Source organism: Thalassospira lucentensis, from assembly GCF_050516545.1.
Classification (GTDB): Bacteria; Pseudomonadota; Alphaproteobacteria; order Rhodospirillales; family Thalassospiraceae; genus Thalassospira; species Thalassospira lucentensis_C.
Genome location: NZ_CP191544.1, coordinates 2,447,330 through 2,459,593 on the forward strand (window position 1 = coordinate 2,447,330; position 12,264 = coordinate 2,459,593).

Sequence of the window (12,264 nt, forward strand, 5' to 3'; positions counted from 1 at the left end):
ATTACCAAGTATATTTCAGCGTTCCAAGGACCGAACGGCCCGGACCGTAATAATCATCACTATAGGAATAGGAGACATATTTGCGATCAAGCAGATTGGTGACATTCACCGCAAAACTGACATCATCCGTGATCATGTAATTGATCATGGCATCGGCCACCGCATAGGCACCTGCAGGTTTTGTTTCTGCGTTATCAGCAAAGGTCTGACCGACATAGCGCACCCCCGCCCCAACCGTCAGATCACCGCGCGCACCGCTTTCTTCGAAAGTGTAATCCAGCCAGGCTGATGCACTGTTTTCCGGAACGGATGCAGGACGCTTGCCGATATTGGTCGCGACCACATCCTTTTTGACCTCGGCATCGATAAAGCTATAGGCCAGTGTAACATTCATGTTTTCAAGCGGGCTCATCTTTGCTTCAAGTTCAAGCCCCTGTGAATTGACCTCACCCACCTGACGATATTCGCTATAGCTTGCGTTCCACTGCCCGACATTGGTTTGAGTCAGGTCATAGACAGCTGCGGTAAACAGGGCATTGAAGTTCTCAGGCTTGTATTTTACCCCGACTTCATACTGCGTGCCTTCTTGTGGCTTGGCTTCACCATCCATGCTTGATGTGTTGCTATAGATCGGCTGGAAGGATTCCGAATAATTACCATAAACCGACAGACCATCGGTAACCTTGTATGTCAGGCCCGCGCGCGATGTGAATGCCTGATCATTGCGTTCTTCAACCGCGCCGGTATTGATCGTTTCAGTACCGCTTTGAACATAGTCATAACGACCACCAAGCGTGACGATCCAGTCGTCATAGACTGTCAACTGTTCCTGCGCATAAAGCCCATAGCTGCTTTGGGTAATTTCCTTTTCCGAACTAAAGGACACATTCACACATGAAATGCCGCAATAAGACGGGTTGAAAACATTGATCCCGGTGGCAGACCCGTCATAGCGGACTTCATTGTTCTGATCGCGATTATAATCCAGGCCAACCAAGGACTTGCTGTCAAATTCACCCCAATAGGTGTCGTACTGGAACTGGTTATCGATGGCAAACCGGTCAAGCTCGCCATAAATGGCAAAGGCTGTCCGGTTCTGGGACGAATCAACCTTTGCGCCGTAAACCTGTTCATAGTCGGTTTCAATATGCGTGTAGCGGGTGTTTTGCCGAAATGCCAGTTGATCGGTCAACTGATGGGAAAGCTGATAGCCGATATTGGTCTGTTCGGTGTCATAGCGGTTGAAATCCGGCTCGCCCAAAAAAGTATCGGGATCAATTTCAACACCTTGGGGAAAACCATAACCCGGCGTGTTTTTGCGGTTGCTGTAATTGGTCAGAATGGTCAGTTCCGTGCCCGCCTTTGGCTTATAGGTAAAAGCCGGTGCGATATAAATGCGGTCATCCTGCGAATAATCCTGACTGTATTCGGCATCCTGCCAAAGACCGGTCAGACGGTATGTCCAGTTGCTGTCATCGGCGATGGGACCGGTCACATCCCCGCCCGTGGCAATATGGTTTTCGCCAAAGGTCGTGAACACTTCGCCGCGCGCATCATCTTCGGGGCGTTTGGTGATGGCATTAACCAAACCACCCGGACCATTCAGGCCAAACAGGCTTGATGTCGATCCCTTAAGAACATCAATCTGCTGCAACCCATAAGGTTCCTGACGGCTGTTGGTGAAGTTGTAAACACGCTGCGGCAATCCGTCGCGGTAATTGCCAAGGGTCGGCTGGTAAAAGCCGCGCACAGAAGCAAAGTCAGATCGCTGGTCCGTACCATACAAATCAATCGTCACACCCGATGTATAGCCAAGCGCCTCGGCCACACGCTGCACATTGCGGGTTTCAAGTTCCTTTTGGGTAATGACAGAAACCGAGGCCGCTTCATCAATAATCGCTGTATCGGTTTTCGATGCTGTCAGGCTGCGCGCAGCCACATAACTGTTGGTAACGGCATCAATCGGGCCACGGGTTTCTGATGCGTTAGCTTCAACCCGCACGGGGTCAAGAACCTCGCCTTGTGATGCCGCACCCGTCACCAAGGGTTCGATCACCACCGTGCCATCACCTGTCACATCGTAATCAAGCCCGGTTCCGCGCAAAAGGGTTTCAAGTGCACTGTCCGCCCGCATGGTCCCTGATACCGCCCCGGCCTGTACATCGCGGGCAAGCGCACCATCGACTGTCACCTGCAAACCGGTCTGAACGCCAAATTGCGCCAGCGCACTGGTCAATGACTGTGCGGGAATATCAAATGCATATTGACCATCAATACCGTTCTGCCCGGCCTTCGCATCGTTCGTAATCTGCGCCAAAGCAGGCGTTGCAAACATCACCGGCACCAAGGCACTCGTCATCATCAAGGCACTGGCGATTACGGCAACGCGACCACGATTTCGCAGTGCGGATGCACCCCCGTTCTTCATTCGTCTATTCTCCGTTTCTTGTCATATGCCTCAGCCAACTTGAGAATGCAAATGCTTCTCAGTGGCGCATACAAAACAAAACGGCTGCCGATTGGCTTTTTTCAAAAATACTTTCGATAAATGCGAAATTTTTCCGAAAACACCTGAAACCCGGTGATTTGAGCATGCAGAAAACCGTCGCGCAGCCCAAAGGCCTTGCGGGTTTCGAACAATGATGGATGGAGTAAAAAATCAGGACGGCGAGACGATCAAAACCCACGGGGTAAGTTCGCGCACAGTCGCATTTTGCGCCCGTGCCATACCGCGCAACGCCGATACCGGATCATCAAGACGATAAACCCCGGTCACCGTTTGTTGCCCCAATGCTTCATCCGTGATCAGGATGGTGCCGCTATAATAGCGGCGCAATTGATCAACAATTACGGCCAATGGCTGATCCTGTGCGATCAATTGATGGTTCCGCCATGGTGCGACCTGGCCTTTTGGCGTCGTGCTGCGGATAACACTGCCATCGCGCGCCACCCGTATCGCTTCACCCGCGGTCAGTTTTTGCGAAAGTTCGGGGACATGATCGGCATTATCCACCTGAACCAACCCGTGCTCGACCCCCACCTTTGATACATTGCCGGTGTCCGATACATCAAACCCGGTGCCCAGCACAGTTACCGTAACGGTATCTGCGCCAACCTGAAATGGCTGTTCCGGGTTGGGGGTGACGTCAAAAAAGGCTTCGCCGTCAAGTAATTCGACAAAGCGGGTTTTACCATCAAACCGGACCGTGATCGCACTTTCCGGTGCAAGGGTGACTGTGCTGTTATCAGAAAGCGTGATCGTTTTGATCTCGGCCGTGCCGCTTATATGATCGGCACGAAGTTCGGTTGCGATTTTCGGACCAATGATCGCCGCCATAAGCGATGCCGCCACCGCCAACCCGCCAAGCCCGATGCCCCGCCATGATTTATTGCCCCGCTGATCAAAACGGCTTTGCAGGGAAATAACGCTGCCATTTGGCAGGTGAAGGCTCTTTGCATCCTCGGACATGACCGGCCCGTCGGGATGATCGTTTTGCCCGGTGCCCGGATTGATCCCGACGGCATCCTTGTTTGGCTCAGATGTTTCGTCTACGTCGGATTTTTCGGCGTTATTCTCGGCACGTGTTTCGGCAAGGAACCGTTGCCAGTCGGCCTGACCACCTTGGTTCACATCGGCATCAAACGGTTTGACCTGCGCCATCAGGTCTGCGGCCTTACAGGTCGCATTCCAGGCTGCGATATGATCATCGCTTTGCCCGCACCAGTCCGCAAACTGCGCACTAAGCTCTGCATTATCAGGATCATCCTGCAACAGGATCAACCAATCGGTTGCTTCCTGTGCCACCTGTTTCTGGACCGGATCAGTTATGCCTGTCATCACGCCACGTCGCCCTGCTTGGCACCGCGAAACGGTGCGCCCAAGGCCATCCCACCCGAATTCTTGTCCCGATTGCCACCCAAACGGGTCTTGGCACGAAGCTGTTCTACACTGAAAACCCCGGATCCGTCATGCATTACCTTCATGGCCAGCCGCCCAACCGTTGCCGGCAATGATCAATACCATCGGCCACCAGCTTGTGGGCAAGCGGCACAGAAATATCAAGATAGGTCGCAATTTCGCGCAGTTTCGCCCCGCCAAACCGGTGCATTTCGCAGGCAATGCGCGTGCGTTCAGGAAGCTCACCCAAGGCTTCCATCACCTTGGCGTAATCATCTTTATACAGGATTACGGTTTCAGGATCGGGTGCCTCGTCGGCGGATACCTGCACTGCGATCTCATAATCAGAAGCATTCGTAACGCTATATTCGCGCGCATCACGCCGTTTGCTATCAAGGGCAAGATTGCGCACGATCCGGTACAGATACCCGGTCGCATCATCGAGAAACCGGCCCTTCGATGCCGCATCAAACCGCAGCCAGGCTTCCTGCACCAGATCTTCGGCCAGAACACGGCTGCCGATGATGTTGCTGGCATAATTCACAAGCGCAGAACGCTGGCGCATAAACAGGGCCAATGAGGATGAATTTCCAGGCAATCAGATTTTCCTTTAAGGACGCACCGGCAGGTTTGGGCCCGCAGTGGCACGACACTTACAGCAACTGAGACTGATTATCAATAACCTTTACATAACCCTATCCATTGGTCTGATCGCACAAAAACCGGCTTAGGAAATTCCTTACCAACCTTTGCTATCGTTCGATAATATCAACAAGAAACAACCGCCTCGGGGAGATCCACCATGCAGAAAATCAGCCTTGTCATCCTTGTGACCGGCCTTGTCGCCGCAGGCATGTGGGGGGTTGGCGATTATATGAACCGCAAGGGCGAAGAACATGGCGACGTCACACAGGGGCAATCGATTGCCGAACAAACCTGTTTGCGCTGCCACACAAAATTCAAAGGCGATCCCCTGCCCGACCCGACGATCACAGATGCCCCGCCCCTTGCCAGTTTCGGCCAACGCTGGCCGCTTGAAAATCTGGAAGAAGCCCTGGCCGAAGGCATCACGGTTTCCCATGACAGCATGACCATGCCGGAATTTTCCTTCACCCCGGAAAGCATTGCGGACCTTCTGCTCTATCTTGGTGAACTCACCCGCGAAGCTGATGCCAAAAGCGGGCAATAATGCCCATCCGGTTAAACTGGTATTCCGTCCTTAAGCCTTTTCAAGGGCAATGACGGGGAACAATTGCTCCCCGTCACCCCGTCAACGCAAAAGCCGCAGACACCGCACTCCGCCCGCGACTGCTCTTGCGTTATACCAATCGCGAAAATGCAATTTTCCAGCTATCTTTTGGTGTGATGCCGAAAATGTCTTCAAGGGTTTGGGAGATATCCCCGACCGAAAGTTTGTGTGTTTCTTCTTCGCCAGTCACAAGCCGAATGGTCAGACGATTATTCAAAAGCGTAAAACGCGCAAACGGCGCAGAACGCGCCACCATCAGGGTTTTGCAAAAACCGCTTTCGGGATGATCGGACGCATACCAGTTCATGACCTCGTAATCGATCTCGGCCACCGGTGCGAAATCGATCTCATGCACGGCCTTCCAAACCCCGCCGCGTTCAAGCTCGATCAGATAGCTGTGCGGGCCTTTACTCACGCGATATGTGTCATGCGGGGTGACTTGCGGGCTTGCGACATCCAGCATCAAGGGGGCGGTCGGCACACATCCGCCCAAACCGACATCGGCCAACCAGGCTTCGCCGTCAATCATTACCCGGTTGGCCATGTGGCAACGCGGACGCGGCATGTCATCCGGGCCGTATCCCCACAAAACCCGCCCGGCCAATCCTTCGACATCAAACCCCAAACTGCGCAGCACCCGGCCAAATAGCGAATTATGTTCAAAACAATAACCCCCGCGTCCGTTATGGATCAGTTTTCGGTCGATAGTCTCCGGCGCGATGCTGATCGGTTTGTCGTTAAACACGTCAATCGCCTCGAACGGAATAGCCGCCGGATGCAGGGCATGCAGATTTTGCAAGACCTCCAACGTTGCTTCGCGCGGGCCGTCATAGCCAATCCGGGCGAAATAGGCATCCAGATCGACTTCCTGCTTTGGGCGCGGCAACGGCTGCGCCCAGCTGGCATCGACACGGCTTTGCAAGGTTTTTTCATCCGCAAGAACGGGCATGGTCACGGCATTTGGCAAGGGACTGTTCATCACAAGGCTCCATTATCTGACGATGTTTTTCATCTCATGGAACAGGACGATAGAACCTCAACTTATGTTAGGGTCAAAAGGAATTTTCTTAGCAATCTCAAAATCGAATAATCTGCGACAATTTTACCATTTCGCATGCACAATCACACCTATCACGTCACATAGATACCCCGTCAAAGCAACAATCCACCTTTTATACGCAGGATATAGAGCTTTTCCACGACAGCCGACCTCGCACTGTGATATTGCAGTAGCTAAATAACGTAGGAACAAATGGTCGCCGCTTGGATTTTCCGAGCAGGCAAGACCACGGAAACGTCGCGCTAAAGATCAATTACGGATCACAAAAGATCCGTTTGCCATTCAGGAAAGTTGTCATGCGTACTGTTTATGTAAACGGCGAGTTTTTGCCGGAAACCGAAGCCAGGATTTCGATTTTTGACCGATCCTTCCTGTTCGCCGACGGCGTGTATGAAGTCACCTCGGTTCTGGATGGCAAGCTGATTGATTTCATGGGCCATATGAAGCGGCTTGAACGCTCGCTGTCGGAACTGAAATTTGCATTCAAGCCCGATATCGATCAGCTTCTTGAAGCCCACCGCGAACTGGTGAAGCTCAATGACATCACCGAAGGCCTGATTTACCTGCAGGTCTCACGCGGCTCGGCTGGTGATCGTGATTTCGCGATTGATCCGAAAACCACCCCGACCATCGTGATGTTCACCCAGTCCAAATCGCTGATCAAATCGGCCTTGGCCGAACGTGGTCAGAAAATTGTCACCTTCCCCGATATCCGCTGGCGCCGGTCCGACATCAAAACGACCCAGCTTCTGTATGCGTCGCTTCTCAAAACCGAAGCCGCATCAAAGGGCGCGGATGATGCATGGATGCTGCTTGATGGCTTCATCACCGAAGGATCGTCAAACAACGCCTATATCGTGACGCAGGATAACACCATCGTCACCCGCGAACTCTCGACCGACATCCTGCACGGCATCACCCGGGCATCGGTTCTCAAATGCGCCGAAGAATTGCAGCTCAAAGTCGAAGAACGCCACTTCACCCTCGAAGAAGCCCAGAACGCGAAAGAGGCCTTTTCGACCTCCGCCTCGGCCTTTGTCTGCCCGGTTGCGGAAATTGATGGCAAGAAAATCGGCGATGGCGTCCCCGGCCCCATCGCCAAGCGCCTGCGCGAAATCTACATCGACGCCAACCGCGCCACCGCGATCTGATCGTCCGACTTTCCGCCCCAACGGAAAACGCCGCCCGTGTGCATGCCGGGCGGCGTTTTGTTTTGTGTCAGGCGGCAGAACGCCGACGGGCAGTCTCTTTTTGCCCGCCAAGATCAATAATATGATCGGCAATCTGGTCGGCCAGAACATGATCATGGGTCACCAGCATCAAGGCCAGATTGCGATCACGCACCTGCGCCACCAGCAAATCAATCACCCGCTTCTGACTAACCGGATCAAGCCGTGATGTCGCTTCATCGGCAAACAAAACAGCCGGCTCAAGTAACAAAGCCCGCCCGATGGCAAAGCGTTGTAGTTCGCCGCCGGAAATCGCATCGGGGCGGCGCGCAAGCAATCCACGATCAAGACCAAGATCAATCATCATCTGATCAATCAATGCTTCAGGGATGGCATGAAGCCGCCCCAGATCATCAAAAGCCTGTCCCAGTGTCTGATGGACAATGAACGCCGATGGCGGGTCCTGATAGATTTTCTGATATCGGGTTTTTGCCAGACCTTCTGTCTGGTCAACCACACCATGATCGGCATCCACCAGACCAAGCAGAATATTGCCAAGCGTGCTTTTGCCGCTGCCACTTGGGCCAAGTGCCACCGTGATCTCCCCCGAACGCAGGGTTAAATCAAGATCGGCAAACAGGGTATTTGGCCCGAACGATTTGCCAAGCCCCCGCCCAATAATCTGAGGCGTGCCTGCCTGCGTTGATCGGTGTTTATCTGTCCTTGGCCAGTTGCGCGGCAACGATGCCACAAGTGATCGGGTATAAGCATCCTTGGGCCGACCCAATACCTCATCAACAGGCCCGTATTCAACCAAACGCCCTGCCCGCATGACCCCGATGGTGCCCTTGGTCTGGGCGGCCAGTTCCAGATCATGGGTAATGACCATAACAGCCCGACCCAACCCGACTTCGTAATCAAGCATTTCTGCCACAACATCACACAGCGCCCGATCAAGTCCCTTGGTCGGTTCATCAACCAGAAGAACACTGCTTTGCCCGGCATGGGCCATGGCAATCGACACACGCTGGGCCATGCCGCCCGAAAGTTCGAACGGATAAGCATGCCCAGATTCCTCCAGCCCGACGGCAGAAAGATCAGACTGCGCGCGGGCTTTGGCCTGCTGCCAGCTTTCGCCATGCAAGGCCGGATAAATCTCCGCCACTTGGGACCGCACCGACATGGTCGGGTCAAGTGCCCGTGATGGTTCCTGAGGCAGCAATGAAATTACCCGCCCCCAAAGCACGCGACGTTCATGTGGCGACAAAGCCAAAAGATCACGCCCATCAAGCAAAATCGCCCCTTCACACTCCAGATTGTCGGGCAAACTGCCAAACACTGCATGCATGACAAGACTTTTGCCTGATCCGGTTTCCCCGATCAGGCATAACGGCCTTTGCGGGCCAAAAGCGGCCGACACATTATCAACCAGAACCGTGCCATCGCCGGTTTTGATCGTCAGGTGCTCAATCCTGATTTCACAGTTCATCAGCTTTTCCTCCCGGCAAGCAACTGTAACGACAACACCAGCAGGAAAATCACCACAGCAGGCATCAGCACCTGAAGCGGCGCTTCGCTGTAATAGGGCATCAGTTCAACAATCATCGCGCCAAGTTCCGGTGTTGGCGGACGCAAACCGACATGAATGGCACTAAGCGTACTAACCGCAATGATGGCCGATCCCATGGCAAAGGCAAACAGTGTCATCATCGGCCCCGCCAATGCAGGCAGAATGATCCGTTTAAGGATATAAATATTGCCAAAACCAAGCAGTCTGGTCGCCTCGCAACACGGAAGCTGCAAGACACGCGCGGTTTCAATCCGTGCGACCCGGAAAAACTCCACCCAAAGATAAAGCGCAAGCCCCAGATAAAGCGGCCCGAATTTCCCCGGCGCAAACGCCATCAGCAACAACACCAAAAGCAAACCGGGCAGTGCCAGCACAATATCGGAAAGCGCAACCAAACCGCGTTCCGTCCAGCCACCCCGGCTTGCTGCCACAATGCCAAGTGCTATACCCGGAATTGCAGCACTAAGCGCCGTAACAAATGCCATGACAAATGATAATTGCGCCCCGTGTACCAGCCGGGCAAGCATCGACCGCCCGAAATGATCCGTTCCCAACCAGTGGGTCACATCACCAGGTGCGACAAGAACCGCGCCATAATCCTGATACAGCGGATCAGCCGACACAATCAGGGGGCCGACAAAACCAAACAACAGCAAAACCACCAGAATGGCTGCACCAGCAATCCGAACGGGTTGCCAGAATGTTTGCTTCTTTTCGCTATCAAGCCCGACAGGAAGCTGTGCCAAAGATACGGTTTTCATGCGCGCCTCCCGACTGTTCGGGCACCAAGCCGCGGATCAAGGCGCAGGCACATCAGATCAACAATGCTGTTAAGCAGCACGAACAATCCGCCCATCGCCAATGCCGTGCCCTGCACCATCGGCACATCACGGGCAACAATGGCATGGACCAACGCATGACCAATACCCGGAAAGGCAAAGATCGATTCAACCACAACAACCCCTTCGACCAGATAGACCATCTGCAAACCAAGATAAGTCACAACCGGAAGAGACGCGTTGCGCAAACCGTGACGCATCACAACAGAACGATCCGAAAGCCCCTTGTAGCGTCCATGAACGAAATACGGGCTGGATGCGACTTCTGTCATCGCATCGCGCATAACCCGCGACGACATCGCCGCCAGACCAAGGGCAAGGGTAAAGGATGGCAGCACCATGTTTTCCCAACCACCAAAACCGGCGGTCGGGAACCAGCGCAGCGTGACGCCAAACACCACCATGAATACAATCGCCAAAACAAAGGGCGGCACCGCCCGCAAGGCAATCGCCATCAGCAACGTCACCCGGTCAAATATCGAACCGGGAAACAACCCGGCAACCGCCCCGATCAAAGGACCAATCAAAAGCGAAATCACAAAGGCCGCCACCGCCAGCCACAGGGTATAACCAAGCTGAAGGGCAATCTCGTCAATGACCGGCGCACCCGACACCAACGAATGGCCCAGATCAAACCGCAGCAAGTCCCCCATCCATGCAACAAAGCGCACGATAACCGGTTGATCCAGACCAAGCTCGACCCGGACCATATCCGATATCGCATTGTCCATCATATCCGGGCCATACCGGCCTGCGGCAATGCGCAAGGCCGGGTCCCCCGGAAGAAAGTACATCAACGCGAAACTGATTGTTCCGACAATCAGAACCACGGCAACAAGCTGCATCAGCCGCGTTGCAATCAGTTGCTTCATTTCACCCACCGCAGATCAGACAGGTAGTAATTCTGCTCGAACGGATCGACAAACAGGTTTTCAAGCTTGGCACTGCTTGATACGGCAAGTTCGCTCCAGACCAGCGGAATGGTCGGCAATTCATCTTGCAAGATCGCGGTCAGTTCGTGCTGCATATCTGCACGCGCGGCCTTGTCCGATGTGCGGCCCAACTCGGTCAGAAGGTCTGCTGCCTTGGCATTGTTCCAGTTCATCGCACCCCAATCGGCACCACCGGGACCATAATCGGTCATTACAGTTGCCAGCGGGTCGGGCACCATCGAAAAACTGCGCGTGATCAAAGCAACCTCAAGGCTGCCATCGGCATGACCGGACGGAATTTCGGTATAGCTTCCGACCGAAATTTCAAGATGAATACCCACCGCACGCAATTGCGATTGCAGTGCCGTCGCAATCAACGGAAGATCCGGCCAGCTTGCATAGGTCCGAACTGTAACCGAGAACCGCTTGCCATCCTTTTCAAGGATACCGTCGGTCCCTTCGACCCAACCGGCTTTGGTCAAAAGATCACGTGCCTTTTGCGGATTAAATTCAAAGGCCGGGATATCGGCATTGTTCCAACCGACAATCGATGGCGGGAACATCTGGGTCGCGGCCAGATCCGGGTTGCGCATCACCACACTGGCAATCGCTGCACGATTGATCGCAAGGCTCAACGCCTGTCGTTCGATCACCTCGTCAAAAAACGGCTTGGCAGCATCAATTTTCAAAAGTCGCGTTCTGGGAATGGTGGCAACATTGACATTGACCTCGGAATTATTCGACAGCTGATTGACCGCAACCGGCAACAGCGACAATACAAGGTCCGCATCCCCGCTTTGTGCCATCATCGCGCGCGTTTCCCCGCGCGAAACTGCAAGGTAGCTGACCTTTTCAATCCCGGCCCGACCATTCCACCACTGATCAAATGCGGTCATTTCCACGCGCAATGGCGGGGTCACTTCGTCAACCTTGAACGCACCTGTACCGACGATTGCAGTAATCTCTCCCGTGGCGTCAAAGGCGCTCGGTGCAAGGATGATCGTGCTGTAATGCGCAAGGAATGCCGGCAGCATCGAAAACGGTTCGGACAGAGTAATAACAACCTCATCGCCCTGTGCTTCGATGGCCGTGATCGGTGCCCGGTTCAAAACCCCCGGACGCGCAAAAGCCCGGTTCAGGTCATCTGCCACGATCTTGGCCGTCATCGACGTGCCATCATGGAACAGGACCCCGTCACGGATTGCGATGTCCCAGACCAACCCGTCCTCAGATACGTGGCTATCCCTTGCCAGCATCGGGACAAGCTGCCCGTCCTTGTTCACGGTAAACAGGGTTTCAGCCGCCTGCATCCGGCTGAAAATATAACCCGACTTGGCCGGCTCAAGGCCAGAAATCTCAAGCGGGCTGGCAATATCAAGAACGCCGTCGTTTTCTGCGGCCTGCGCAGGCAGGGAAAGCCCACCTGAAACCGCAATCGCGGCCATGCCGACAGATACGCATAAACCGCGCAATACAGGATGGTTCATCGTGAACTCCATGAATCAAAAATGTAATGTTATAACGTAACACTAAAAATCCGATCCAGG

General features: G+C 53.9%; 11 protein-coding genes. 2 read left to right on the plus strand and 9 right to left on the minus strand.

Annotated features, from left to right (window positions below):
• Window position 1: 1 nt before the first annotated feature.
• From ACQ0MK_RS11310 to ACQ0MK_RS11325, 4 genes are all read right to left on the minus strand, one after another.
• The gene (locus ACQ0MK_RS11310; protein WP_430472674.1) at window positions 2–2,428 is read right to left on the minus strand and encodes a TonB-dependent siderophore receptor; all 2,427 of its coding nucleotides are present in this window, start codon (window positions 2,426–2,428) and stop codon (window positions 2–4) included.
• Window positions 2,429–2,659: 231 nt separating this feature from the next.
• Entirely contained in the window at window positions 2,660–3,838 is a 1,179-nt protein-coding gene (locus ACQ0MK_RS11315) for a FecR family protein (RefSeq protein ID WP_430472675.1), read from the minus strand.
• Entirely contained in the window at window positions 3,838–3,984 is a 147-nt protein-coding gene (locus tag ACQ0MK_RS11320; protein WP_430472676.1) for a hypothetical protein, read from the minus strand. Before ACQ0MK_RS11320 ends, ACQ0MK_RS11315 begins: the two co-directional genes overlap by 1 nt.
• Window positions 3,981–4,496 (minus strand): sigma-70 family RNA polymerase sigma factor, encoded by a 516-nt coding sequence (locus ACQ0MK_RS11325; protein WP_430472677.1) that lies wholly within the window; start codon window positions 4,494–4,496, stop codon window positions 3,981–3,983. The genes ACQ0MK_RS11320 and ACQ0MK_RS11325 overlap by 4 nt, the downstream gene beginning before the upstream one ends.
• Before the next feature lie 204 nt (window positions 4,497–4,700).
• Here ACQ0MK_RS11325 and ACQ0MK_RS11330 point away from each other — a divergent pair, with 204 nt between their 5' ends.
• Window positions 4,701–5,087: a c-type cytochrome gene (locus ACQ0MK_RS11330; protein WP_430472678.1), complete on the plus strand. Its 387-nt coding sequence runs from the start codon at window positions 4,701–4,703 to the stop codon at window positions 5,085–5,087.
• Window positions 5,088–5,217: 130 nt separating this feature from the next.
• Here the strand turns inward: ACQ0MK_RS11330 and ACQ0MK_RS11335 are convergent, their stop codons facing one another.
• Window positions 5,218–6,126 carry an arylamine N-acetyltransferase family protein gene (locus ACQ0MK_RS11335; RefSeq protein ID WP_430472679.1) on the minus strand — a complete coding sequence of 303 codons (909 nt, stop codon included), beginning with the start codon at window positions 6,124–6,126 and terminating at the stop codon, window positions 5,218–5,220.
• Between the two features lie 377 nt (window positions 6,127–6,503).
• On the opposite strand from ACQ0MK_RS11335, the gene ACQ0MK_RS11340 reads away from it, so the two are divergent.
• Window positions 6,504–7,358 carry a D-amino-acid transaminase gene (locus ACQ0MK_RS11340; RefSeq protein ID WP_430472680.1) on the plus strand — a complete coding sequence of 285 codons (855 nt, stop codon included), beginning with the start codon at window positions 6,504–6,506 and terminating at the stop codon, window positions 7,356–7,358.
• Window positions 7,359–7,425: 67 nt separating this feature from the next.
• Here ACQ0MK_RS11340 and ACQ0MK_RS11345 read toward each other — a convergent pair whose 3' ends face one another.
• From ACQ0MK_RS11345 to ACQ0MK_RS11360, 4 genes are read right to left on the minus strand one after another with little or no spacing between them, the layout of a single operon-like run.
• Entirely contained in the window at window positions 7,426–8,865 is a 1,440-nt protein-coding gene (locus ACQ0MK_RS11345) for an ABC transporter ATP-binding protein (protein WP_430472681.1), read from the minus strand.
• The gene (locus tag ACQ0MK_RS11350; protein WP_430472682.1) at window positions 8,865–9,707 is read right to left on the minus strand and encodes an ABC transporter permease; all 843 of its coding nucleotides are present in this window, start codon (window positions 9,705–9,707) and stop codon (window positions 8,865–8,867) included. The genes ACQ0MK_RS11345 and ACQ0MK_RS11350 overlap by 1 nt, the downstream gene beginning before the upstream one ends.
• A complete protein-coding gene (locus ACQ0MK_RS11355; protein ID WP_430472683.1) occupies window positions 9,704–10,657 on the minus strand; it encodes an ABC transporter permease in 954 nt (317 codons plus the stop codon). The genes ACQ0MK_RS11350 and ACQ0MK_RS11355 overlap by 4 nt, the downstream gene beginning before the upstream one ends.
• A complete protein-coding gene (locus ACQ0MK_RS11360) occupies window positions 10,654–12,204 on the minus strand; it encodes an ABC transporter substrate-binding protein (RefSeq protein WP_430472684.1) in 1,551 nt (516 codons plus the stop codon). Before ACQ0MK_RS11360 ends, ACQ0MK_RS11355 begins: the two co-directional genes overlap by 4 nt.
• Window positions 12,205–12,264 lie beyond the last annotated feature (60 nt).

Excerpts from the sequence above, each read along its gene's own strand:
- ACQ0MK_RS11310 (WP_430472674.1), bottom strand. The coding sequence starts at position 2,428 with ATGAAGAACGGGGGTGCATCCGCACTGCGAAATCGTGGTCGCGTTGCC.
- ACQ0MK_RS11315 (WP_430472675.1), bottom strand. The coding sequence starts at position 3,838 with ATGACAGGCATAACTGATCCGGTCCAGAAACAGGTGGCACAGGAAGCA.
- ACQ0MK_RS11320 (WP_430472676.1), bottom strand. The coding sequence starts at position 3,984 with ATGAAGGTAATGCATGACGGATCCGGGGTTTTCAGTGTAGAACAGCTT.
- ACQ0MK_RS11330 (WP_430472678.1), top strand. The coding sequence starts at position 4,701 with ATGCAGAAAATCAGCCTTGTCATCCTTGTGACCGGCCTTGTCGCCGCA.
- ACQ0MK_RS11335 (WP_430472679.1), bottom strand. The coding sequence starts at position 6,126 with ATGAACAGTCCCTTGCCAAATGCCGTGACCATGCCCGTTCTTGCGGAT.
- ACQ0MK_RS11340 (WP_430472680.1), top strand. The coding sequence starts at position 6,504 with ATGCGTACTGTTTATGTAAACGGCGAGTTTTTGCCGGAAACCGAAGCC.
- ACQ0MK_RS11345 (WP_430472681.1), bottom strand. The coding sequence starts at position 8,865 with ATGAACTGTGAAATCAGGATTGAGCACCTGACGATCAAAACCGGCGAT.
- ACQ0MK_RS11350 (WP_430472682.1), bottom strand. The coding sequence starts at position 9,707 with ATGAAAACCGTATCTTTGGCACAGCTTCCTGTCGGGCTTGATAGCGAA.
- ACQ0MK_RS11355 (WP_430472683.1), bottom strand. The coding sequence starts at position 10,657 with ATGAAGCAACTGATTGCAACGCGGCTGATGCAGCTTGTTGCCGTGGTT.
- ACQ0MK_RS11360 (WP_430472684.1), bottom strand. The coding sequence starts at position 12,204 with ATGAACCATCCTGTATTGCGCGGTTTATGCGTATCTGTCGGCATGGCC.